Origin of the sequence: Halomonas sp. B23F22_20, from assembly GCF_043496985.1 — a bacterium.
In the GTDB taxonomy this organism is placed as follows: Bacteria; Pseudomonadota; Gammaproteobacteria; order Pseudomonadales; family Halomonadaceae; genus Halomonas.
In genome coordinates, this window is the sequence record NZ_JBIEKH010000006.1 from 144,883 (window position 1) to 168,220 (window position 23,338).

17 protein-coding genes are annotated in these 23,338 nt (G+C 69.0%); 14 read left to right on the forward strand and 3 right to left on the reverse strand.

Translation table 11 applies throughout. The features are described from left to right. Positions 1-78: 78 nt before the first annotated feature. Positions 79-1,497, reverse strand: coding sequence for an aminotransferase (locus ACGTN6_RS06555; protein WP_394590552.1), 1,419 nt, complete (start codon positions 1,495-1,497; stop codon positions 79-81). A gap of 139 nt (positions 1,498-1,636) precedes the next feature. On the opposite strand from ACGTN6_RS06555, the gene ACGTN6_RS06560 reads away from it, so the two are divergent. From ACGTN6_RS06560 to ACGTN6_RS06585, 6 genes are all read left to right on the forward strand, one after another. Next, the gene (locus tag ACGTN6_RS06560; protein ID WP_394590553.1) at positions 1,637-2,875 is read left to right on the forward strand and encodes a M20 family metallo-hydrolase; all 1,239 of its coding nucleotides are present in this window, start codon (positions 1,637-1,639) and stop codon (positions 2,873-2,875) included. A gap of 15 nt (positions 2,876-2,890) precedes the next feature. Continuing rightward, positions 2,891-4,405, forward strand: a complete 1,515-nt coding sequence (locus tag ACGTN6_RS06565; protein WP_394590554.1) for an aldehyde dehydrogenase — start codon at positions 2,891-2,893, stop codon at positions 4,403-4,405. Between the two features lie 62 nt (positions 4,406-4,467). Continuing rightward, entirely contained in the window at positions 4,468-6,363 is a 1,896-nt protein-coding gene (locus ACGTN6_RS06570; protein ID WP_394590555.1) for an amidohydrolase, read from the forward strand. A 196-nt stretch (positions 6,364-6,559) separates the two neighbouring features. Continuing rightward, a complete protein-coding gene (locus ACGTN6_RS06575; RefSeq protein WP_183385974.1) occupies positions 6,560-7,471 on the forward strand; it encodes a LysR substrate-binding domain-containing protein in 912 nt (303 codons plus the stop codon). Positions 7,472-7,541: 70 nt separating this feature from the next. Next, entirely contained in the window at positions 7,542-8,660 is a 1,119-nt protein-coding gene (gene aguA / locus ACGTN6_RS06580) for an agmatine deiminase (protein WP_394590556.1), read from the forward strand. A 164-nt stretch (positions 8,661-8,824) separates the two neighbouring features. After that, positions 8,825-10,048, forward strand: a complete 1,224-nt coding sequence (locus ACGTN6_RS06585; RefSeq protein ID WP_394590557.1) for an MFS transporter — start codon at positions 8,825-8,827, stop codon at positions 10,046-10,048. A 98-nt stretch (positions 10,049-10,146) separates the two neighbouring features. Here the strand turns inward: ACGTN6_RS06585 and ACGTN6_RS06590 are convergent, their stop codons facing one another. Further along, positions 10,147-11,079: a LysR family transcriptional regulator gene (locus ACGTN6_RS06590; protein ID WP_394590558.1), complete on the reverse strand. Its 933-nt coding sequence runs from the start codon at positions 11,077-11,079 to the stop codon at positions 10,147-10,149. A 134-nt stretch (positions 11,080-11,213) separates the two neighbouring features. On the opposite strand from ACGTN6_RS06590, the gene speB reads away from it, so the two are divergent. Together speB and ACGTN6_RS06600 are read left to right on the forward strand one after the other, a co-directional pair. Next, the gene (gene speB, locus ACGTN6_RS06595) at positions 11,214-12,128 is read left to right on the forward strand and encodes an agmatinase (RefSeq protein ID WP_394590559.1); all 915 of its coding nucleotides are present in this window, start codon (positions 11,214-11,216) and stop codon (positions 12,126-12,128) included. Positions 12,129-12,180: 52 nt separating this feature from the next. Continuing rightward, the gene (locus tag ACGTN6_RS06600) at positions 12,181-13,593 is read left to right on the forward strand and encodes an APC family permease (RefSeq protein WP_394590560.1); all 1,413 of its coding nucleotides are present in this window, start codon (positions 12,181-12,183) and stop codon (positions 13,591-13,593) included. A 64-nt stretch (positions 13,594-13,657) separates the two neighbouring features. Here ACGTN6_RS06600 and ACGTN6_RS06605 read toward each other — a convergent pair whose 3' ends face one another. After that, complete coding sequence (locus tag ACGTN6_RS06605; protein WP_221195655.1) at positions 13,658-14,509, reverse strand: helix-turn-helix transcriptional regulator; 852 nt, start codon at positions 14,507-14,509, stop codon at positions 13,658-13,660. 98 nt (positions 14,510-14,607) lie between these two features. Between ACGTN6_RS06605 and ACGTN6_RS06610 the strand changes: the two genes are divergently transcribed. The 6 genes from ACGTN6_RS06610 to ACGTN6_RS06635 all read left to right on the forward strand — a co-directional run bounded on the left by ACGTN6_RS06610 (position 14,608) and on the right by ACGTN6_RS06635 (position 23,284). Further along, positions 14,608-15,705, forward strand: coding sequence for a cache domain-containing protein (locus ACGTN6_RS06610; RefSeq protein WP_394590561.1), 1,098 nt, complete (start codon positions 14,608-14,610; stop codon positions 15,703-15,705). Positions 15,706-15,840: 135 nt separating this feature from the next. Continuing rightward, positions 15,841-16,776 (forward strand): cobyrinic acid a,c-diamide synthase, encoded by a 936-nt coding sequence (locus ACGTN6_RS06615; protein WP_394590562.1) that lies wholly within the window; start codon positions 15,841-15,843, stop codon positions 16,774-16,776. A gap of 33 nt (positions 16,777-16,809) precedes the next feature. After that, entirely contained in the window at positions 16,810-17,991 is a 1,182-nt protein-coding gene (locus tag ACGTN6_RS06620; protein ID WP_394590563.1) for a toxic anion resistance protein, read from the forward strand. A gap of 236 nt (positions 17,992-18,227) precedes the next feature. Continuing rightward, a complete protein-coding gene (locus tag ACGTN6_RS06625; RefSeq protein WP_394590564.1) occupies positions 18,228-19,715 on the forward strand; it encodes a PAS domain S-box protein in 1,488 nt (495 codons plus the stop codon). Positions 19,716-19,933: 218 nt separating this feature from the next. After that, a complete protein-coding gene (locus ACGTN6_RS06630) occupies positions 19,934-21,241 on the forward strand; it encodes an ATP-grasp domain-containing protein (protein WP_394590565.1) in 1,308 nt (435 codons plus the stop codon). A gap of 15 nt (positions 21,242-21,256) precedes the next feature. Further along, positions 21,257-23,284, forward strand: a complete 2,028-nt coding sequence (locus tag ACGTN6_RS06635) for a CocE/NonD family hydrolase (RefSeq protein WP_394590566.1) — start codon at positions 21,257-21,259, stop codon at positions 23,282-23,284. The last annotated feature ends 54 nt before the right edge of the window (positions 23,285-23,338 follow it).

Below are 23,338 nucleotides of genomic sequence, written 5' to 3' on the forward strand. Positions count from 1 at the left end.
CAATGAGGATTGAGACGGTCCGACGCTTCGGCACCGCCGGCGGCCAGGATATCGAGCGCAGCAATAAATCGGGCCTTCTCAGAGGTAGCCGTCGGCCTTGAGAGACTCCGTGGCCGCCGTCAGCGCCTCGTCGAGGATCGCCACCGCGGTGTCGACGGTCTCGCGGCTCCAGATCAGCGTCGGCGAGATCACGTTCAGGTGGCCCACCGGGCGGATGATCAGGCCGCGCTTCTGGGCCTCGAAGGCGATGCGGTCGCCGACCCGGGCCTCCACCGGCAGCAGCTCCTTGGTGTCCTTGTCGGCCACGTTCTCCAGACACATCATGAAGTGGCTGCCCCGCACGTTGCCGACGGTGGCGTGGTGGGAGAGCGTCTTGAGCTGCTGCTCGAGGTAAGGACCGACCTCGCGGACATTCTCGCAGATGGCCTCGCGCTCGATGATCTCGATGCTCTTGAGCGCCGCGGCACAGCTCACCGGATGGCCTGAGTAGGTGAAGCCGGTGCTCAACACGCCGCCTTTACGCTGCGGGGTGCCCAGCACCTCATAGATCTCGTCGGAGATCAGGGTGGCGCCCAGCGGCGCGTAGCCGGAGGACAGCCCCTTGGCGCAGTTGATGATGTCCGGCTGGGTCTCGAACACTGCCTCGGAGGCGAAGAAGTGCCCCAGGCGCCCGAAACCGGTCACCACCTCATCGGCGATGAACAGGATCTCGTGGGCGCGGCACACCGCCTGCATGCGCTTGTGGTAGCCCTCGGGCGCCACCAGCACGCCGCCGGCGCCCATGATCGGCTCGGCGATGAAGGCGGCGATGTTGTCGGCACCAATCTCGGCGATGGTGTCCTCGAACTCCTTCACCAGGTGATCGCAGTACTCGGCCTCGCTCATGCCCTCGGGGCGACGATAGCAATTGGCCTCGCTGAGATGGGTCACCAGGTGGTCGAGGGTGTCGAAGTCCCAGTTGTTGCTCTCGATGCCGGTCAGGGTGGCGGCGAGATAGGTGGTGCCGTGGTAGGCATTGTTGCGCGAGATGATGCGCTTCTTGTTCGGCTTGCCCAGGCGGTTGAAGTAGTAGTGCACCAGGCGAATGGTGGCGTCGTTGGCTGTGGAGCCGCCGCAGCTGTAGAAGACGTGGTTGAGATGCGCCGGCGCCAGCTCGGCCAGCTTGGCGGAGAGCTCCGCAGCCGGGGCGTTGGACAGGTTGTTGAAGGTCGAGAAGTAGGCCATGCGGGTGGCCTGGTCGGCCATGGCCTGGCCGATCTCGGCGCGGCCGTGGCCGACGTTGACGCACCACAGCCCGGCGATGCCGTCGATGAAGCGGTTGCCCTTGGCATCCTGGACGTAGATGCCCTCGCTGTCGGTGATCAGGTCGCAGCCTTCCTCGTGGAAGACGCTGAAGTCGGTGAAGGGGTGGATGAAGTGATCCTTGTCCTTCTGCCACAGGGTCTCGGCATCGAGGACGGGGCGGTGGGTCGTCGGACGGGTGCTTGTTGTGGTCATGGCAATACCTCCTGTCGAGTGGAAGTCAGATTAGCCAGCCCCGGCCAGAGGGGAACATATCCTGATTGGGGTATATCGGGGACTTGCGCCGTCCTCGTAAGGTCGCTGCCATGACGAACAACGACCGGAGAGGCGCACCATGACGATTTCCATCGACGGCCAGCGGCTGTGGGATACGCTGATGTCCATGGCCGAGATCGGCCCCACCGCCAACGGCGGCAGCTGCCGCCTGGCGCTGACCCCCGAGGACGCCGCCGGCCGGCGCCTGCTGCTCGACTGGTGCGAGGCGATCGGCTGCACCTGGCGGGTCGACCGAGTCGGCAACCTCTTTATCCGCCGCGCCGGCAAGCGCGATGACCTCGAGCCGGTGGCCACCGGCAGCCACCTGGATACCCAGCCCAAGGGTGGCCGCTTCGACGGCATCCTCGGCGTGCTGGCCGGGCTTGAGGTGTTTCGCTCCCTGCACGACCAGGGCATCGTCACCGAGCGCCCCCTCGAGCTGGTGGTGTGGACCAATGAGGAAGGCAGCCGCTTCGCCCCGGCGATGGTCGCCTCCGGCACCTATGCCGGCGAATTCGCCGTCGAGGAGACCCTGAACCGCCGCGACGCCGACGGCGTGACCCTCGGCGAGGCCCTGGAGGCCTGTGGCTTCGCCGGCGACCTGCCGGTGGGCGAGCCGCGGCTGGACGGCTTCTTCGAGCTGCACATCGAACAGGGGCCGGTGCTCGAGGACGCCGGGGAATCCGTCGGCGTGGTCACCGGCGTGCAGGGCATGCGCTGGTTCGACGTAACCTTCGCCGGCCAGTCGGCTCATGCCGGCCCCACCCCGATGCGGCTGCGCCACGACGCCCTGGCGGCGGCGGCGCGCCTTATCGACCGCCTGCAGGCCCACGCCCTGGCCGACGCCAGCGGCGACACCAAGGTCACCTGCGGTTGCCTGGACATCGAGGCGGCCTCGCGCAACGTCATCCCCGGCGAGGTGCGCCTCACCGTCGACCTGCGCCACGTGGTGGAAACCGAGCTGGATGCCCTCCAGGCGCTGTTCGAGCGCGAGCTGGCCGTCGCCGGCGAGACCTTCGGCGTGGCCGTCTCCCAGCGGCGGATCTGGGCCTCGCCGGTGGTGGAGTTCGCCCCCGAGTGCATCGCCGCAGTGGAAGCCGCGACCCGGGCCCAGGCGGTGCCCTATCGGCGCATGATGAGCGGCGCCGGGCACGACGCCGTCTACGTGTCCCGCGTCGCCCCCACCTCGATGATCTTCATCCCCTGCCGCGACGGCATCAGCCACAACGAGGCAGAGTACGCCACCCCGGAGCACTGCAGCCTGGGTGCCCAGGTGCTGTGCGACGCCATGGTCGCCCGCGCCGACCGTCCGGCCTGATCACGGGAGTCCCCTATGACCGAACATCGCCGAATTCCCCAGACCCGCGCCGACTGGCAGGCGCTGGCCGCCTCGCTGATCGAGCGAGGCCTCGAGACCCGCGCCTATATCGACGACGCCTTCGTCGACGCCGCCGACGGCGCGACCCTGACCACCGCCAATCCGGCCACCGGTGAGGTGCTCGCCGAGGTGGCGAGCTGCGACGCCGCCGACGCCGAGTCCGCGGTGGCGGCCGCCCGGCGCGCCTTCGAGGGCGGCGAGTGGTCGCGCCTTGCCCCGGGCCAGCGCAAGGCCGTGCTGCTGCGCCTGGCCGCGCTGATGGAGGCCCACCAGCACGAGCTGGCGCTGCTCGACACCCTGGACATGGGCAAGCCGGTGACGAGCTCGCTCGGCGACATGGCCGGTGCCATCGGCTGCCTGCGCCACCACGCCGAGTCGATCGACAAGCTCTACGGCGAGGTCGCGCCCACCGGCGACGATGCCCTGGGCCTGGTGCTGCGCGAGCCGCTGGGGGTGGTGGCCTCCATCGTGCCGTGGAACTTCCCGCTGATGATGACCGCCTGGAAGATCGCCCCGGCGCTGGCCGCCGGCAACAGCGTCATCCTCAAGCCCTCGGAGAAGTCGCCGCTGTCGGCGCTGCGCCTGGCCAGCCTGGCCCGCGAGGCCGGCCTGCCGCGCGGCGTGTTCCAGGTGCTGCCGGGCTTCGGCCACACCGTGGGCAAGGCGCTGGCGCTGTCGATGGACGTCGACTGCCTGGCCTTCACCGGCTCCACCGGGGTCGGCAAGCAGCTGATGCAGTACGCCGGCCAGTCGAACCTCAAGAAGGTGTTCCTGGAGTGCGGCGGCAAGAGCCCGAACCTGGTGTTCGCCGACTGCAAGGATCTCGACAGGGTCGCCGAGCACGCCGCCGGGGCGATCTTCCACAACCAGGGCGAGGTGTGCATCGCCGGCTCGCGGCTGCTGGTCGAGAACAGCATTCGCGAGGCCTTCGTCGACAAGGTGCTGGCCGCCGCCGAACGCATGCAGCCCGGTGACCCGCTGGACCCGGACAGCTTCATGGGCGCGATGGTCGATCAGGCCCAGTACGAGCGGGTGCTCGACTATATCCGCCGCGGCGTGGCGGAGGGCGCGACCCTGCGTTCAGGTGGAAAGGCGCTGGACGGTCCCGGGCTGTTTATTCCGCCGACGGTGTTCGACGGCGTCACCGACGCCATGGCGATCGGCCGCGAGGAGATCTTCGGCCCGGTGCTGTCGGTGTTCGGCTTCGACGGCGAGGACGAGGCGGTGCGGCTGGCCAACGACAGCGACTACGGCCTGGCCGCCGGGCTGTGGAGCCAGGACATCGACCGCATCATGCGCGTCACGCGCCGGCTGCGCTCGGGGCAGGTGTTCGTCAACAACTGGGCGGACATGGACCAGACGGTGCCCTTCGGCGGCGTCAAGCAGTCGGGCAACGGCCGCGACAAGTCGCATCACTCGCTGGAGGAGTATTCCGATCTGAAGAGCGTATGGATGACGCTCGCCACTTGAGTGTCGTCTGGTCCCCGAGGCGGGGGCGTGAACCCAGCACCACCAACGGAAGGATAACAACAATGCCCATCAAGACTTCGACGCCGAATCGCGTCCTGCTGGCCGGCGCGCTGTCTACCCTGAGCGTCGGCGCCGTCGCCGAGCCGTCGACGCCGGCCGATACCGTGCTGCGCGACGGCAGCCTCTATACCGTCGATGCCGAGCACCCCAGCGCCGAGGCGCTGGCGGTGCGCGACGGGGTGATCGTCTACGTCGGCGACGAGGCCGGCGTGGAGGCCTACGTCGGCCCGGATACCCGGGTGATCGACCTCGACGGCAGGATGGTGATGCCGGGGCTGCAGGATGCCCATATCCACGGCATCACCGCCGGCCGTGCCCAGTGCGACCTCGACTACCGGCCGCTGAGCGTCGACGAGTTCACCGCGCACCTCGAAGGCTGCCTCGCCGACCCTGCTTTCGGTGCGCAGCCCGACGACTGGCTGACGGTCGAGCACTGGTACGTGCAGTTCCTCAAGCCCCGCGGCACCGAGATCGACAAGGCGGTGCTGGACGCCATCGACACCGAGCGGCCGATCATCGTCCATGACGTCTGGGGCCATGCGGCCCTGGCCAACTCCCGGGCCCTCGCGCTGGCCGGCATCGACGCCGACACCCCTGACCCCCAGGGCGGGGTCATCAAGCACGATGATCAGGGCCAGCCGAACGGCTGGCTCTACGACGACGCCCAGTTCCTGGTGGACGAGGCGATGCCCGAGCGGCCGCCGCTGAATGCGCTCGACGCGGCCCGTCGCGGCCTGGCGGTGCTCGCCGAGGAGGGCATCACCAGCTTCCAGGCCCAGAGCGAATCGCGGGACACGGTCGAGACCTTCGCCAGGCTGCGCGAGGCCCACGGCCTGACCGCCCGGGCCCATTTCCTGATCGACTCCGGCGCCAGGACCGGCGACGACCTGGCGGCCTTCATCGACGAGCTGGATGTCATACGCGAGGCCTTCGAGCGTCCCGAGCAGCTGCCGCTGCAGGTGCGCGCCTGGCGGCCCGGCGAGCAGCAGGGCGAGCGCCTGGTGGCCGAGCCCGGAGTCGCGGTGGCCGGCGTCGGCGAGGTGATGGCCGACGGCATCCTGCAGGCGCCGACCCAGACCGCGGCGCTGCTCGAGCCCTACCGTGTCAACGCCGGCAGCGTGGCGGCGCCGGACTGGCAGCCCGGCGACAACCGCGGCGAGGCCTACATCGATGCCGAGACCCTGGGCGAGATGGCCACCCGGTTTGCCGAGCGCGGCTACCAGACGCAGATTCACGCCATCGGCGACCGCGCGGTGCGCAACACCCTGGATGCCTTTGCCATGCTGCGAGAGGCCGACGCCACCGCGCCGCAGGCCAGCGGCTACGACCGGGGCGGCGACTCGCGACCGCTGATGTCCCACGCCGAGCTGGTCGACGCCGCCGATCACGAGCGTTTCGCAGGGCTCGGGGTGGTGCCGGTGATGTCCTACCAATGGGCCAAGCCAGCACCGGACTCCACCGATGCGGTGAAGCCCTACCTCGGCGCCGAGCGCTGGGCCGGCTACGAGCCGGAGGGCGAGCTCGCCGCGGCGGGGGCGAAGATCGCCTACGGCAGCGACTACCCGGTGGACCCGCTCGACCACTGGTTCGCCCTCGAGGCGGCGGTGCTGCGCGAGGCCGACTGGGGGCCGGAGTTCCCGGCCTACGCCGGTGACCTCAACGCCGAGCAGCAGGCCCTGTCGCTGGAGGCGGCGATCCGCGGCATCACCCTGAATGCCGCCTACGCCATGCATCAGGACGAGGTCACCGGCTCGCTGGTGGTCGGCAAGCTCGCCGACCTGCTGGTCCTCGACCAGAACCTGTTCGAGATCCCGGCCGAAGACATCTCCGAGACCCAAGTGCTGATGACCATGGTCGGCGGCGACGTCGTCCATCGTGCCGAGGCCTTCCAGCCCTAGGCGCTGACACCTCGGCCCGTCGGGGCGCCGCCAGCGGTGCCCTCGAGCTTCATCGACGTGCCATTGGGGAACGTTTTCCACGTCGTTTGCCGGCCTTCGGGCCGGCTTTTTTGATTCTTCGCAGATCGACGTGCGGCGGGCGGGAATCGCGTATCCTGTCGGCCCCGTCGAGAGAGCGCCCGAGGAGGCTCCCGCCATGCGTCGTCTACCCTCGTTGACCGCGCTGCGCACCTTCGAGTGCGCCGCACGCCATGCCCACTTCGGCCGCGCGGCGGCGGAGCTGTGCGTCACCGACAGCGCCGTCAGCCACCAGGTCCGCCAGTTGGAGGAACAGCTCGGGGCGACGCTGTTCGTGCGTCGGGGTCGCCACATGCAGCCCACGCCCCAGGCCCGGCGCCTGCTGCACAGCCTGCAGCAGGCCTTCGAGCGGGTCGGCGAGGCCTGCGAGGCGATCGCCGCCCCGGACACCCAGGCCGCGCTGCAGGTGGCCGTGCCCGCCGAGCTGGCCCAGAAGTGGCTGGTCGGGCGCCTGGACGATTTCTGCCGCCGGTATCCGCATATCGATCTGCACCTGCACGCCCGGGCCTACGACGTCCAGAGCCTCGATCCCGACCTCGACCTGGCGATCATCTACGGCGCCGGGCCGGCGGATGCCCACGAGCTCTTCGTGCGCCCCCTGCCGGCGCTGCATTTCTTCCCGGTGTGCAGTCCGGGACTGTTCAACGCGGGCGGCCTGACCCGCCCCGCGGACCTGGCCCGCTGCCGGTTGCTGCACGATGACCAGGACGGCGGCACCTGGGCCGCCTGGCTGGCCACCCATGCCGGCGACGCCCGTGCCGGGCGCAACCTCTACTTCGAGCACGCCGGCCTGGCCCTGGAAGCCGCCGCCAACGGCCTGGGCGTGGCGCTCGGCGATGCCCTGACGGCCTCGGAAGACCTGGCGCGGGGGCGGCTGGTGCGGCCCTTTGCCGCGAGCGTGGGCTCGCTCGGCCAGTACGCGCTGGTCTGCGACCGCCAGCGCCTCGAGCGGTCGGCGGTCGCAAATTTCATCGACTGGTGCGTCGAGCGTCTCGAGACTCCTGAATTCCATTCAAGGGTCGCGCAATAATCGTCGTTGGTGCGTCGCAAGAGGCCGCGCCTAGCATCGGAATACCCCAACAACGAGAAAGAGGTGTTCCATGGCGCGCTTGCTGACCTCCCTGCCCAAGGCCGATGGCTTCCGGCTGCCCGGTGAGTTCGAACCCAAGGCCGGCTGCTGGCTGGGCTGGCCGGAGCGCCCGGACGTATGGCGCAACGGCGGCAAGCCGGCGCAGCGGGTGTGGGCCGAGATCGCCGCCGCCATCGCCGAGAGCGAGCCGGTCACCGTATGTGCCTCCGCGGCCCAGTTCGCCAACGCACGGCGCCTGCTGCCGCCCTCGGTGCGGGTGGTGGAGATGACCTGCAACGACAGCTGGTTCCGCGACAGCGGCCCGGCCTTCGTGGTCAACGACGCGACCGGCGAGGTGCGCGGCGTGGACCTCGAGTTCAACGCCTACGGCGGGCTCGACGGCGGGCTGTACTTCCCCTGGGACAAGGACGACCAGATCGCCCGGAAGGTGCTCGAGATCGAAGGCCTGGACCGCTACCGGGCGCCGTTCATCGCCGAGATGGGCGGCATCCAGTGCGACGGCCAGGGCACCCTGCTGACCACCGAGCAGTGCCTGCTCAACCGCAACCGCAATGGCCACCTGGGCAAGCAAGCGGTGACCCGACACCTCGAGGACTACCTCGGCGCCGAGCGGGTCATCTGGCTGCCGCGGGGCTGCAAGTTCGACGAGACCGACGGCCACATCGACGACCTGGCCTGCTTCGTGCGCCCCGGCGAGGTGCTGCTGCAGTGGACCGACGACCGGGACGACCCGCAGTGGGAGATCTACCAGGAGGCCTACGAGGTGCTGAAGAGCAGCCGCGACGCGCGCGGCCGCGAGCTCACCGTGCACAAGATGCCCCAGCCGCGCGCCCTGGAGTGGACGGCCGAGGAGGCCGAAGGCCTGGACCAGGTCGACGGCACTCACCCGCGCCAGGCTGGCACCCGCATCTGCGCCTCCTACATCAACTACTACGCCGGCAACTCGGTGATCGTGGTGCCGCTGTTCGGCGATCCCAACGATCGCGTCGCCCAGGCCACCCTGGCTGAGCTGTTCCCCCGTCACCGCATCGTCGGCATCGAGGGCTCCCGCGAGATCCTGCTCGGCGGCGGCAACGTCGCCTGCATCACCATGCCCCAGTACGCCGCCCCGACGCCGAGCGGCGGCTGACCCGGCGCGCCCGGCCGCTGCCCTCGGCGGCGGCCTTGGCCCTTTCCTCTCCAGCTCGACAGTCGGCCCCAGCGGCCGCCGGTGCCCCGCCTGTGCGGGGCGCCAGAGGCCCCTGCGGCCGGAACCGACTCGACAACAACCAACAAGCGAGTGAGGTATCCACGATGACGCAATCCACCACCGTCCCGGGCGAAGCCCGGGGACTGCCCCGCATCGGCGTCGACCATCCGCTGGCGATCGCCGCCGCCGTGGCGATCAGCTTCGTCGGCAATGCCGTGGTCATGGGCATGCCGCTGATGGTCGGTGCATGGGCCGACTTCCTGCACTTCGACGAGCAGCAGGTGGGCTGGCTGGCCTCGGCGGACCTGGGCGGCATGTTCCTGGCCTCGTTGGCCACCGCCGCACTGGTGTCGCGCCTCAATCGGCGCCACCTGGCGCTGTTCGGCATCCTGGTGGCGATTGCCGGCAACTATCTGTCGACCCAGTACCACGACTATGAGCCCCTGCTGGCCATGCGTGTGCTGGCCGGCTTCGGCGGCGGCATCTGCTACTCCACCGGCATCGCCTGCCTGGCCATCACCACCCGGACCGGGCGCAACTTCAGCATCATGATGTTCGGCCTGGTGGCGATCAACGCCATCGAGCTCTACACCATTCCCCACCTGACCGGGGCCTGGGGCATCGACGGCATCTTCCTGGCCTTCTGCGTGGCCTTCGCGCTGTGCCTGGCGGTGATTCCCTGCCTCTACCCGCACACCCCGGCCGGCACCGCGAAAGCGACCGGCGAGCGCCAAGCGATTACCGACATGCGGCTGCCCCGTCTGCTGCCGTGGTGCTGCCTGCTGGCGGTCTCGTGCTTCTACATCACCATCGGCTCGTTCTGGGCGTTCATCGAGCGCGCCGGAGTCGACGCCGGGCTGGGCGATACCTTCATCGCCAACGTGCTGACCCTGGGCAACGTCTTCACCCTGGCCGGCTGCGTCGCGGCGGTGTGGCTGAGTCGTCGTGCCGGCCAGTCGCGGGTGCTGATGGCCGCACTGGTGGGCATGGCCGGGGTGCTGGCGCTGCTGGCCATGGAGATATCGGCCACCACCTTCGTCATCGGCACCTTCGGCTTCTGCATCGCCTGGCTGTTCACCGACATCTTCCAGCTCGGCACCCTGAGCCATATCGACGCCTCGGGCCGCTACGCGGCGCTGGTGCCGGCTGCCCAGGGGCTCGCCCAGACCGCTGCCCCGGCGATCGCCGGCTTCCTGCTGGCCCGGGAGCTGGGCTACGGCGCGGTGATGCTGCTCGGCGCGGCGGGGTCGCTGGCGGCGCTGTGCCTCTATGCCGTCGTCTACGCCCGGCTGCGCCGGCTGGTGCCCGAGATGGCCGACGCCGAGTAGTCGCCGCCGTCACCTGTCGCGCGAACGCCCCGGGGCCCGGTTCATTCACTGGCCCCGGGGCGTCTTGCGTCCGACGCAGGGCGGCGCGCCGCTCGCGCTCAGGCGGGCGCGGCATCGACATGATGGGCGAACGCCAGCAGCTGCTCGTGCAGCCAGGCGATCGGCCGCTCGGCGGCATAGAGGGGGTGTCGCACCAGGCTCATCTCCAGGTCAGGCATGCCCGGCGGCGGCGCGACCAGCCTCACCGGCAGCATGTGGGCGAACATCCTGGCCATTCGACGCGGCAGCACCATGATCGCATCGCTCTGCGCGACCACCCGCGCGGCGGCCATGTAGTTGAGGTTGCGGGAGACGATCCGCCGCTGCCGGTGCCGTGCGGCGAGCCAGGCGTCGACGCGTCCGTGGCGGAAGCCGCTGATGTCCGAGAGGCTTACCTGTGGCTGATCGACGAACTGCTCCAGGCCCAGCCGGTTGCCCACGGCGGCATTGTCGTCGGCGGCGAGGCAGACCAGTTCCTCGGTCAGCCAGGCGGTCTGCAGCAGTCCCTTGGGAATGCTCTCGCCGGCCTCCGGGCCGACCACCAGGTCCACCCGCCGCTCCTCGAGCCCTCGTCGCAGCACCTCTAGGGTGATCAGCTCGATCTGGAAGGTCACCCGAGGGGCCAGCGCCCGGAGTCGGGCCAGGAAGGGGGGATAGAGCACTTCCTCGAAGTAGTCGGTGGTGGCGATCGTGAACCGCTGGGAGCTGGAGGCGGGATCGAAGGGGGCCGGTGGCTCCAGGGTGTCATGCAGCAGCGCCAGGGCCCGCTGGACGTCCGGCAGCAGCGCCAGGGCGCGAGGCGTCGGCTGCATGCCGGCTTCGGTGCGGACCAGCAGGGGATCCTCCAGGGCTTCGCGAAGGCGCTTGAGGGCATGGCTCAGGGCCGGTTGGCTCAGGTGGAGCCGCTGGGCCGCGCGCGTGACGTGGCGCTCGGCCATCAGCGCCTCGAAGACCCGCAGCAGGTTGAGGTCGAAGTGATGCAGCGAGGGCATGGCAGGACTCTCAGGTAACCGTTTTACATGGATCATTCGTTGCATGAATCATCACATGATGACAATGCATTTCATTTATTGGTGGCGGCTGCCTATCGTCGATTCCACACCCGACACCCGCAAGGAGATCGACGATGTCCCACCAACAGGCGGCCCCCAGTATCTATGCCACCCTGGCCTCCACCTTCATGCAGTTTCCCGCTGCCGATCCGCTGGACTCGGATGCCGAGGTCGTGGTGACCGGAGTGCCTTTCGACCTGGCCTGCTCGGGGCGCTCGGGAACCCGCATGGGACCCAACGCCATCCGCCTGGCCTCGGCCAACCTGGCCTGGGAGGGCGAGCGCTGGCCCTGGGGGTTCGCCCTGGACGAAGCGCTGAAGGTGGTCGACTGCGGCAACCTGGGCTTCGACTATGGCGAGCCCCAGAGCCTGGTGGACAATCTGGAGGCCCATGTGGCCCGGCTGCTGGGCGCCGGCAAGCGCCTGCTCAACCTCGGCGGCGACCACTTCATCAGCCTGCCGTCGCTGCGCGCCCATGCCCGCCATCACGGGCCGCTGGCGCTGATCCACGTGGATGCCCACACCGACACCTATTCCGGCGGCACCCGCTACGACCACGGCTCGATGTTCTTCCATGCGGTGCAGGAGGGGCTGTTGGACACCGAACGCTCCATCCAGGTCGGCATCCGCACCACCTATGACCGTGACGACCATCCCTTCGAGGTGCTGGACGCCGCCTGGGTCAACGAGCATGGTCCGGCGGCGGTGGTCGAGCGGATCCGCGCTCGGGTCGGCCAGCATCCTGCCTATCTCAGCTTCGACATCGATGGCCTCGATCCGGCCTACGCCCCGGGCACCGGCACCCCGGTCAGCGGCGGCCTGACCAGCGACTGCGCCCTGAAACTGGTGCGCGGGCTGGTGGGGATGAATCCGGTGGCCATGGATCTGGTGGAGGTCAGTCCTGCCTACGACCACGCCGAGGTCACCGCCCTGACGGCCGCCACCCTGGCGCTGGAGTACCTCTACGTGCTGGCCGCCAACCAACGTTGAGGGGCTGCACCGCAGCGACGCTCATACGACAATAACGAACGAGAGCCATGCAATGAACCCGACGACGATTCCCTCCAAGACCCTGTCCGGGATGGACGTGACGCTCTATGCCATCTCGGCGATCCTGCTGGTCGATCAGATTGCCCTGTCGGCGGCGGTCGGCGAGTCGGCGATCTTCTGGTGGCTGGTGGTGATCCTGTGCTTCATGTTGCCCAACACCCTGGTCACCGCCGAGCTGGGTACCCGTTACCCGGAGCAGGGCGGCATCTATGCCTGGGTGCGCAACGCCTTCGGCGCACGCTGGGGTGCGCGGATCACCTGGCTGTACTGGATCAACATCGCGCTGTGGATGCCGGCGATTTACCTGATGTTCGCCGGCATCGTCGGCGCGCTCTATGTGCCCGACCTGTCCCTGTGGGGGCAGATCGCGCTCGGCGTGGCGCTGTGCTGGCTGACCGCCGCGATCAACTGTCTGCCGCTCTCGGCGAGCAAGTGGATTCCCAACCTGGGCACGCCGCTGAAGTTCTTCGTGGTGCTCGCGCTGGGGGCCGGCGGCCTGTGGCAGGGCGTGCGCCACGGCTTCGCCAACGACGTCGGCTTCCTGTCGGCGCTGGACGATCCGCTGGCGGGACTCGGTTACCTGCCGGTGATCGTCTATGGCTGCCTGGGGATCGAGCTGGTCAGCGCCGAGAGCGAGCGCATCCGCCACGCGTCGCGCAACGTGCCGCGGGCCATGCTGCTGGCCGCCCTGCTCACCGCGGTGCTCTACATCTTCGGGACCCTGGGAGTGCTCGCCGCGGTGCCAGGCGATCAGATCGATACCGTGACGATCATCGCGGTGAGCGTTCAGCGCCTGTTCGGCGATGTTCCGGCCGGTCAATGGCTGGCGCTGGGGGTCGGCGGCGCGGCGCTGTTCACCTTCTTCTCGACCATGGTGACCTGGACGCTGGGCGGCAACCGGTCGATGGCCGAGGCGGCCCAGGCGGGCGAGATGCCGGCCCTCCTGGCCCGACAGCATCGCACGCATCGCGCCCCCATCGGCGCGGCGCTGGCCACCAGCGCGATCGCCTCGCTGATCCTGCTGACCTACGGATTGATGGCCACCAGCGCCGAAGCGCTGTTCTGGACCATCTTCGCCTTCGGGGCGATCCTGTTCCTGATGCCCTATATCGCCATGCACCTGGCCTTCCTGCGCCTGCGCGGGCGCGATGCTGGCCGTAAGGAAGTCTTTCGACTGCCCGGCGGACGCTGGGTCAGCTATCCGCTCTCCACGCTGTGCATCGCTATCCTCGCGGCGGCGATCCTGCTGTTCTTCTGGGTGCCGGGCGAGCCCTTCGATTCGCTGTTCTCGCTTCAGGTGGGCGGGGGTGTGCTGGTCTCGCTGACGATCGGCGAGGTGCTGGTCTATCGCAGCGAGCGGCGCCGGCTCGCCACGGCTGTCTGTCCGGCCTCCCGAACCGCCTAATCGAAGACTGGCGTGCCCGCGGCCACTGCCGCCCATCGGGGCGGCAGTGGCCTTGCCTCGTGGGTCAGCCGCCCTGCTGGCGGGAGACCAGCGCCACGTGGTCGAGAAACAGCCGGAACAGCTGCGATTGGCTGGAGACCTCGAGGCGCTGGTAGATGTGCTTGCGGTGCACCTTGACGGTGCCGTCGCTGATGTCGAGCTCGCGGGCCGCCGACTTGGTGGAGTGGCCGGCCAGCAGCAGCCGGACGATCTCACGCTCGCGCTGGGTCAGGGCCTCCTGGCCGAAGCTGTCGAAGGCCGCCTCCACCGGCTCGCGCTCCTCGAGGCTGGCCTGGAAGCCGTGCCCCTGCCACTTCCAGTACTCGCCGAGCAGCGCATCCACCACCGGGGCGATATGGCGCAGTGCCAGCATGTCGCGACGCGTCACCCGCGGGCCGTCGCCGCGAAAGCCCAGCGACACCACCATCACCACGTCGGCGTCGACCCGGGCGAACAGCCCGATTTCGTCGGACAGGCCGAGCGCGCGGTAGTAGTGGTGGTAGTACTCGCTGCTCTCGAAGCGGTCCGGGGCCAGCTCGCGCAGCCGATAGGCGCTGGTGTCGAGGCCGTCGTGGACGGCCTTGAAGAAGGGGTCGAGCAGGTAGGCCTGGCTCAGGTAGCGCTCGATGCCCTGCTCGCGACGCCCCGGCGGATAGTTGTCGTGAATCAGCAGCGGCCGATGGCTGCCCTTGTAGGTGTTGATCAGGATGGTGTCGAACCCGGTCAGTTCGTGCAGGGTCCGCTCCAGCATGGCCGGAAAGGCGGTGCTGCCGGCGCTGCGGATCAGCTGGGCCAGGCGCTGGTGCCACGCCAGGCTGGCGGCGGTGGCGAGAGTGTCGGCGGAGATCACGATGGGGCGGTCCTGAAGGCGTGTCATGTTCCTCGGCGGGTCGAGCATACCACGGGGTAGGCCCGCTTATTGCATCAGCAATGACTGAAGTCCCGCGAGGTCCATCGCCACCAAGGAGTCTGTCCATGCAAGAGAACCGCATCCTCGACCTGGCCTACGGCATGTCCGACGCGACCCGCGACAAGATCGGACGCATCGAGAGCATCACCCGCCAGACCGAGATCCTGGCGCTCAACGCGCGCATCGAGGCGGCGCGGGCCGGCGCCGCGGGGGCCGCCTTTGGCGTGGTCGCCGAGCAGATGGGCGAGGTGTCCAGCGACATCCAGCGCATCGCCCGGACCTTCCGCGACGAGGTAGCGCGCCAGACCGCTGAGCTGGAGGAGGCGGGCACGGCCATGGTCGACGACTTCCGCGGCCAGCGCCTGACCGACCTGGCCCTGAACGCGGTGGAGATCATCGACCGCAATCTCTTCGAGCGCTCCTGCGACGTGCGCTGGTGGGCCACCGACAGCGCCGTGGTAGAGGCGGCCGAAGCGCCCGATGACGCGGCGCGCCAGGCCCACGCCAGCGACCGATTGGCCACCATCCTGCGCTCCTACACCGTCTATCTGGACCTGTGGATCGCCGACCGTGACGGGCGGGTGATCTCGACCGGCCGGCCCGACCGCTATCCCGGGGCCATCGGCGCCGACGTCGCCCGCGACGACTGGTTTCGCCGGGCGCTGCGCACCGACTCGGGTGACGACTTCATCGTCGCCGATATCGAGCGCAATCCGTCCCTGGAGGACGCCGCGGTGGCCACCTACGCCACCGCGATCCGCGAGGGTGGCCGCGAGGACGGCGAGGTGGTCGGCGTGCTGGGCATCTTCTTCGACTGGGCGCCCCAGTCCATGGACGTGGTGCAGGGCGTGGGGCTGTCAGAGGAAGAGCGTGAGCGCTGCCGGGTGATGCTGGTCGACGCCCGCCACGGCATCATCGCCGACTCCCGGGGCGAGGCGGCGCTGGGCGAGACCTACGAGTTCGCGCCCGAGGGGCGGGAGCGTGGCTATGACCTCGAGGCCGGGCGCCTGGTCGCCTTCGCCGAGACGCCGGGATACGAGACTTACGAGGGCTTGGGTTGGTACGGGGTCATCGAGTACCGCCGTGAGGCCGAGCCGCGACATGACCGGGCCGATGGGAAGCGCGCCTCAGCGGTGAGCGATCTGGTGGCGGTTGCATCATGATGGTGCGTGAGTGGTGAGTGGTGAGTGGTGAGTGGTGAGTCGTGAAGCGCGGGTCGGGGTGGCGGGATGGCCTCGCTGGCCTCATCATGAGGCCGACACCGACGCGATCGTTCGAAGGGAGGCCACGACGACGCCATGCTGGGATTCCTTCAGGGAGCCGCCTACGGCCTGTTCCTGACCTGCTTGCCCTGGTGCCTGGTCGGCCTGGCCAGTCCGCGACTGGCGCTGGCCAACGAGCACCCCACCCGTTTCCAGGTGGCGGTACGCTACGTCTTCCTGGTGCCCTTCATCAGCCTGCTGATGTGGCTGACCTCGCTGTGGGGCGGCTTCGACCCCAGCCTCGGCGGCTGGTTGGCCGGGCTCGCCGCCATCGCCGTGGAATTGCCGCTGGAACGCCGCTGGCGGCGTTTTCGGGCGCGCCGTCACAAGCGCCGGCTCGAGGAGATGCTGCGCGCCGAGGCGGACCGTCGACGCCATGAAGACGCCCGCGAGGCCGGCGTCAGCGAGCTCGATCCTGCGCATCCTCCGGACGATGCCGACGAGGTGATCCAGGCGCTTTGCCGTGCCAAGAAGGGGCTGCTGGACGCTGGCCGTGCCGACCATGCCGCCCAGGTCGACCGTCTCTACAGCCGCTACCGACATGTGCTGGAGGTGATGGCCTCGCGCTTCACGGCTGGCGAGCTGGCCCATGAGCGGGCCCGATCGCTGGTGGTCGAGGTGTGCCTGGGCGCGGTGGACAACTTCACCGCCATGACTTCCCAGGTCCGCGGGGTGGCCGGCCTCGACATCGACTTCATCCGCCGTCGACTCGGCCAGGAGGCCGACCAGCTGTCGGCCAACGAGACCAGTGCCCTGCGCCGCCGGCTGGCGCTGATTGAGGACACCGAGCGCTCGCTGCGCCGGCTCGCCGCCCGCAACGAGGCGGCGCTGACCGCGCTCGATGACACCAGCGTGGCGCTGTCGCGGATCGTCACCGACCGTCCGCAGGCCCGGATCGGCGCCGATCAGGCCTGCGAGGAGTTGCGCCGCTTCATCGACGGCGCCGGGCGCTACGGCCGCGAGACGCGATAGACTGCGAGTAAGCCGCCTGAACAGGAGAGCCCCATGACCGATACGCCTCGCCCCGAGGGCAGCCCGCTGTCGCTGCCCCCCGTGGAACGCATTGCCGAGGAGCTGGAACATCCGGCCGCGGATGAGGCCGGGCGTGCCAAGGCGGATCCGGAACTTGCCGCCATGGCCGAGGCCTTCGTGGCCCAGACCCTGGGCGACGATGCCGAAGGGGCCACCGCCCGCCAGCGTCGGGCGGTAGACGAGATGGGCCTCGAGCTCCAGCAGCAGGCCGCTCGCCAGAGCGAGATGCTCAAGACGCCGCTGCGTCAGCTGGCCCGCCACGGCGAAGAGGGCGGGCCGGTGGCCAAGGCGCTGGTCGCGCTGCGTGGCCGCATGGATGCCCTGGACCCGCGCCACCATCGGCTGGAGCCCGGCCGCTTCGACCGCGTGCGCCGCCTGCTGCCGGGCGCGAGCAGCCGCTTGCAGCGCTACTTTCACCGTTTCGAGACCGCCCAGCAGGCGCTGGAAGCGATCATCGCCGATCTCCAGGGCGGTCGCGACATGCTCCAGCGTGACAACCTGACCCTCGCCGACGATCAGGAGGCCATGCGGGGCACACTCGACCAGCTCGAGCGCCAGGTGGCGCTGGGTCGGTTGATCGACGAACGCCTGGCGGCGGCTCGCGATGATATCGTCGACGACGACCGGCGGGCCTTCGTCGAGGAGGAGCTGCTGTTCCCGCTGCGCCAGCGCATCCTCGACCTCCAGCAGCAGCAGGCGGTGTGCCAGCAGGGCGTGCTGGCGCTGGAGGTGATCATCCGCAACAACCGTGAGCTGATGCGCGGCGTCGACCGGGCACTCAACGTCACGGTCTCGGCGCTGAGCGTGGCCGCCACCGTGGCCCTGGCGCTAGCCAACCAGCGGCTGGTGCTGGACCGGGTCGAGTCGCTCAACGCCACCACCAGCGAGACCATCGCCGGTACCGCTCGGGCGCTGCGCCAGCAGGGCGTCGATATCCAGACCCGTGCCGCCTCGGCCAACCTCGACATGAAGGCCCTCGAGGGCGCCTTCGCCGACGTCATGGCGGCGGTCGACGACCTGGCGAGCTATCGCCGCGAGGCTCTGCCGCGGCTAGGCGAGCAGATCGAGCGCCTGGAGACCCTGACTCGAGAAGGGCATGGCGCCGTCGAACGCCTTGGCCGCGAGACCGGCGGAGACCGCGACGGCTCGTTCTAGGCGATCGTCGCCGTGCCTCGGAGACGTGCTTCCTGCCTGCCCCGGTATCGATCGATGCCGGGGTTTTGTTTTCCCGCCGTTTGGTCCCCTCGGCCGATCTTCATGGCACTTTAGCGACACGATTAAACGTTGGACCTCCATCGCTGGGACTAAAGTGGCAGAAGTGTCATGTGATTGGCGGATCGTGGTCGACGTCGAATGACATAACAAAGCGTCAGGAGGACGCAGGGGGACTCATGCAACTGAACTACAAGAAATGGCTTCAGCCGGTTCAGCATCGGCAAACAGGCGAGACAGGGACGGCGGTACTGGAAAGCGAGGCCGACGCGGGGCTTGCCGAGGCGGTCATGGAGTCGGCCGTGGACGGCATGGTGGTGATCGACGCCGAGGACCGGGTGATTCGCTTCAACGCGGCGGCGGAACGCCTCTGGGGGCTGTCCCGGGCCGCGGTGCTTGGCCAGCCGGTAGATCGGCTGGTGCCCGAGCTGCTTCGCGACGAACACCAGGATCATCTTCAGGCCAGCCGAACGACCGGCCATGACGTTCAGGTGGGGCGGCATCGCGAGGTGCGGCTGGAGAGAGCCGATGGGGGACGGCGCCGGGTGAGCATCGCCCTGTCGCGTGTGATGCTCGACGGCGGCGAGGGCTATGCCGCCGTGGTGCGCGACGTCGGGGCCGCGCGAGAAGCGGAGCAGGGGCCTCGCCAGGCGCTGGAACAGTGCCTGGACGCTGTGGTCAGCATCGACGAGCACAACCGGGTGACCTTCTTCAATGCCGCCGCCGAACGGCTTTGGGGCCGCCGCCGCGATGAGGTGCTGGGGGAGAACGTCAATCGCCTGGTACCCGGTGCGATCCGCGACCGACACGACGGCTTCGTCGACCGCCATCGACGCCACGGCGACGATCGCATCGTCGGCACCAGCCGCGACGTCCAGCTGGAGCGCGCCGACGGCGAGGTCCGCTGGGTCAACCTGGCGCTGTCGCGTTTCGTGGTCGAGGGTCGCCAGTGCTATACGGCCTTCGTGCGCGATATCACCGAGCAGCGGCAGTACCGCACCCTGATGGAGAGCACCCTGGAGCAGGCCATCAACGCCGTGGTGACCATCGACGAACATAACCGGGTGACCTTCTTCAACGCCGCTGCCGAGCGGCTGTGGGGCTACCAGCGAGACGAGGTGCTGGGTGAGAACGTCAAGATGCTGGTGCCCCATGCCATCCGTGGGCATCACGACGGCTACGTGCAGCGCAATCGCGACACTAACGAGGATCGTCTGGTCGGCAAGACTCGCGAGGTCGAGGTAGTACGCAAGGACGGCACCTCGGGATGGGCCAGCCTGTCGCTGGCGCGCATTCGCATCGACGACGCCATCGTCTATACCGCCTTCCTGCGCGATGCCTCCGAGGATGTCGCCCATCGCGACAACATGGCCAGGCGCACCGAGGAGTTCGCCACTGCCAACCAGCGGGTCACCCGCTTCGCCGAGGACATCGAGGCGATCGCCATGCGCACCAACCTGCTGTCGCTCAACGCTTCCATCGAGGCGGCCCGGGCCGGCGAGGCGGGGCGAAGCTTCTCGGTGGTGGCCGAGGAGGTGAGGGCGCTGGCCGAGCGCGCCTCGGCGTCGGCCAAGGACATCGGCGAGGTGGTCCAGCACTCCCAGTCGCTGTTCCAGGAACTGCAGGACGCCCTCCAGGCCATCGAGGATACCGCCCGAGGCCAGTGAAAGCGGCATTCTGCCTGGCTCGGCACGGGGCGGTGCCGAATCCTGGCTGACCGGCCCAGTTCTGAAGGCGGCGAGGCGTCCCGCATGCCGGGATGTCGATCCAGCTCGCCCCGACTGGACTATGCTGCCAAGGAGGCGGCAGCGCTGTCGCCGAGGAGGCAACCGGGGTGCGCCCGCGATGCCTCGATGACGCGGTCGGCTGGCCGCAAGGGGCGATCATGAGCGATGACGTGCGCAATGTCTTCGTGGTGGGGCTCAACGATTTCAACCGGGAGCGACTCGAAAACCTGAGGGGGGCCGGCGGCTGCCGCTTTCATGGCGTCATCGCCCCCTCGGCCGTCTACGACACGGAGGTCTTCGACATCGACGCCATGCTCGAGGAGGCTACCGCGCAGCTGGAGACCTTCGACGGCAGCGTGGATGCCATCGTCGGCTACATGGACTTTCCCGTCTCGACCATGCTGCCGATCCTCTGCGAGCGTTTCGGCACCCGCTCTCCAACGCTTGCGAGCCTGCTCAAGTGCGAGCACAAGTACTGGAGCCGCCGGGTGCAGAAGGAGGTCATTCCCGAGTACATCCCCGGCTTCACGGCCTTCGATCCCTTCGATGACGAGGCCCTGACCCGCATCGGCGAGGCCGGGCTCTACTTCCCGTTCTTCGTCAAGCCGATCAAGTCCTCCGGCTCGCGGCTGGGCTTTCGCATCGACACGCCGGAGGACTTCTACCATGCCATCGAGCGTCTGCGAGACGAGATCGGCCTGATCGCCGATCCCTTCAACACCGTGCTCGAGCAGGCCAGGCTGCCGGAAGAGATCGCCGCGGTGGACGGCCACTTCTGCATGGCCGAGGAGATCATCGGCGGCTGGCAGTGCACCGTGGAGGGCTATGTCTTCGAGGGCGAAGTGGTCAGCTACGGCATCGTCGACTCGCTGCGCTACCCTCAGGTGTTGAGCTTCTTCCACTACCGCTACCCCTCGGGACTGCCGGACCCCGTCCAGGCCAAGATGCGCGAACTCACCGACACGGTGATGCGCCACATCGGCTTCGACAACTCGGCCTTCAACATCGAGTACTTCTGGGACGAGGTGCAGGACCGCATCTGGCTGCTGGAGATCAACACTCGCATCTCCCAGTCCCACTGCGACCTCTTCGAGAAGGTCGACGGGGTCAGCAACCAGCAGGTCACCATCGACCTGGCGCTCGGTCGACGCCCCGACATGCCCCATCGCCAGGGCGACTATGCGGTGGCGGCCAAGTTCTTCTACCGGGTGTTTTTCGTCGACGCCGTGGCCGCCCGGGTGCCGAGCGACGATGAGATCGCCGCCCTGGAGGCGGACTTCCCGGGCAGCGTGATCGCTCTGCAGGTGGCGGCGGGCCAGCGGCTGTCGACTCTGCCCGAGCAGGACAGCTACAGCTATGCGTTGGCCTACATCTGGATGGGGGCCGACAGCGCGGAACGCCTGCTCGAGGACTACGAGCGCCTGGCGGCCCGGCTGACGTTCGAGTTCGACGATATCGAGGGCTGAACGAGGAGGACAGGGATGCGCATCGTCGTTGATTTTCCCCGCGTGGTGCGGGAGGAGGAGACCTGGATTCCGATGCCCGACGGCACCCGGCTGGCGGCGCGCATCTGGCGGCCGGTGGATGCCGATGCACACCCGGTGCCGGCGATCCTCGAGTACCTGCCGTACCGCAAGCGTGACCTCACCGCCGCCCGCGATGTCCAGAGCCACCCCTACTGGGCCGGCCACGGCTATGCCGGGGTACGGGTCGACATTCGCGGCACCGGGGAGTCCGACGGCGTGCTCACCGACGAGTACCTGCCTGAGGAGCTGGCCGACGGCGTGGCGATCATCGAGTGGCTGGTGGCCCAACCCTGGTGCAGCGGCGAGGTCGGCATGGTGGGCATCTCCTGGGGCGGCTTCAACGGCCTGCAGATCGCCGCTCTGGGCCCGCCGGCGCTCAAGGCGGTGATTACCCTGTGCTCCACCGACGATCGCTACGCCGACGACATCCATCACATGGGCGGCTGCCTGCTGGGCGACAACCTGTCCTGGGCTTCGACCATGTTCGATGGCAACGCCTGCCCGCCGGACCCGGCGCTGGTCGGCGAGCGTTGGCGGGAGATGTGGCTCGAGCGACTCGACGGCAGCGGCCTGTGGCTGGCCCAGTGGCTCGAGCACCAGCGCCGCGACGCCTATTGGCGGCATGGCTCGGTGTGCGAGGACTTCGCCGCCATCCGCTGCCCGGTCTATGCCATTAGCGGCTGGGCCGACGGCTACTGCAACGCCGTATTCCGGCTGCTGGCCGGCCTCGACGTGCCGCGCAAGGGGCTGGTCGGGCCATGGGCCCACAAGTACCCGCACCTGGGCGTGCCCGGGCCGGCCATCGGGTTCCTCCAGGAGTCGCTGCGCTGGTGGGATCAGTGGCTCAAGGGCCGCGACACGGGGATCATGGACGAGCCCATGTTGAGAGTGTGGATGCAAGAATCGGTGCCGCCCTCGGCGCGCTATGAGATGCGCCCCGGGCGCTGGGTGGCCGAGCCGAGCTGGCCGTCGCCGCGCATCGTGCCCGCCTCTTTCCGGCTCACCGCCGGCCACGACCTGCTGCCGGAGGCCGAGGGCGTCGATGACGCGGCCGAGCTCGCCATTCGCTCGCCGCTCTCGGTGGGGCTCTACGCCGGCAAGTGGTGTTCCTACAACGCTCCTCCCGATCTGCCCCACGATCAGCGCGACGAGGACGGCGGGGCCTTGATCTTCCAGACCCCGCGCCTCGAGGAAACGGTGGAGATCTGCGGGGCGCCTTCCGTCGAGCTCGAGCTCGAGGCCGACCAGCCGGTGGCCATGGTGGCGCTGCGGCTGATCGACGTCGCCGAGGACGACAAGGCCACCCGGGTCTCCTACGGCCTGTTGAACCTCACCCATCGCGACAGCGATGAGCAGCCCGAGCCGCTGGAACCGGGCCGTCGCTACCGGGTGACCGTCACGCTCAAGCACATCGCCCAGCAGTTCCCGGTTGGCCATGCCATTCGCCTGGCGCTGTCCACCAGTTACTGGCCGCTGGCCTGGCCGGCGCCGCGGCCGGTCAAGCTGACCCTGTGTCCCGGGCGCAGCCGGCTGGTGCTGCCGGTGCGCGCGCCGCAGCCGGTGGAGGAGACCGCCTTGCCGGCCTTCCTCGAGCCGGAGGGCGCGGCACCGATCGCCAAGACCCTGATCCAGCCGACCCAGGAGAGCTGGCGGGTGATCCGCGACCTGGCCAACGACCAGACGACGCTCGAGGTGATCAACGACGAGGGGCGCTACCGGCTCGACGACATCGACCTGGAGATCGCCGCCCGAGTCACCGAACGCTACCGCTACGCCTATGGCAGCTATGACAGCGTCAGCGGTTGGACCGAGTGGGAACGCAGCTTCAAGCGTGGCGACTGGGAGGTGCGCACCCTGACCCGTACCCTGATGACCAGCGATCCGGACAACTTCCGGCTGCGCGCCACCCTGGACGCCTGGGAAGGGGAGACCCGCATCTTCGCCCGCACCTGGGACGAGACGATCCCGCGGGACCTGGTGTAGCGCGACCAACGAGCACCGGGGCCGGGGACAGGTCGAAGGGGAAGCCCGACGCCA

Coding starts and splice junctions, on each gene's coding strand:
- ACGTN6_RS06610 (WP_394590561.1), top strand. CDS start 14,608: ATGCAAGAGAACCGCATCCTCGACCTGGCCTACGGCATGTCCGACGCG.
- ACGTN6_RS06600 (WP_394590560.1), top strand. CDS start 12,181: ATGAACCCGACGACGATTCCCTCCAAGACCCTGTCCGGGATGGACGTG.
- ACGTN6_RS06605 (WP_221195655.1), bottom strand. CDS start 14,509: ATGACACGCCTTCAGGACCGCCCCATCGTGATCTCCGCCGACACTCTC.
- ACGTN6_RS06570 (WP_394590555.1), top strand. CDS start 4,468: ATGCCCATCAAGACTTCGACGCCGAATCGCGTCCTGCTGGCCGGCGCG.
- ACGTN6_RS06635 (WP_394590566.1), top strand. CDS start 21,257: ATGCGCATCGTCGTTGATTTTCCCCGCGTGGTGCGGGAGGAGGAGACC.
- ACGTN6_RS06575 (WP_183385974.1), top strand. CDS start 6,560: ATGCGTCGTCTACCCTCGTTGACCGCGCTGCGCACCTTCGAGTGCGCC.
- ACGTN6_RS06625 (WP_394590564.1), top strand. CDS start 18,228: ATGCAACTGAACTACAAGAAATGGCTTCAGCCGGTTCAGCATCGGCAA.
- ACGTN6_RS06615 (WP_394590562.1), top strand. CDS start 15,841: ATGCTGGGATTCCTTCAGGGAGCCGCCTACGGCCTGTTCCTGACCTGC.
- ACGTN6_RS06630 (WP_394590565.1), top strand. CDS start 19,934: ATGAGCGATGACGTGCGCAATGTCTTCGTGGTGGGGCTCAACGATTTC.
- ACGTN6_RS06560 (WP_394590553.1), top strand. CDS start 1,637: ATGACGATTTCCATCGACGGCCAGCGGCTGTGGGATACGCTGATGTCC.
- ACGTN6_RS06620 (WP_394590563.1), top strand. CDS start 16,810: ATGACCGATACGCCTCGCCCCGAGGGCAGCCCGCTGTCGCTGCCCCCC.
- speB (WP_394590559.1), top strand. CDS start 11,214: ATGTCCCACCAACAGGCGGCCCCCAGTATCTATGCCACCCTGGCCTCC.
- aguA (WP_394590556.1), top strand. CDS start 7,542: ATGGCGCGCTTGCTGACCTCCCTGCCCAAGGCCGATGGCTTCCGGCTG.
- ACGTN6_RS06555 (WP_394590552.1), bottom strand. CDS start 1,497: ATGACCACAACAAGCACCCGTCCGACGACCCACCGCCCCGTCCTCGAT.
- ACGTN6_RS06585 (WP_394590557.1), top strand. CDS start 8,825: ATGACGCAATCCACCACCGTCCCGGGCGAAGCCCGGGGACTGCCCCGC.
- ACGTN6_RS06590 (WP_394590558.1), bottom strand. CDS start 11,079: ATGCCCTCGCTGCATCACTTCGACCTCAACCTGCTGCGGGTCTTCGAG.
- ACGTN6_RS06565 (WP_394590554.1), top strand. CDS start 2,891: ATGACCGAACATCGCCGAATTCCCCAGACCCGCGCCGACTGGCAGGCG.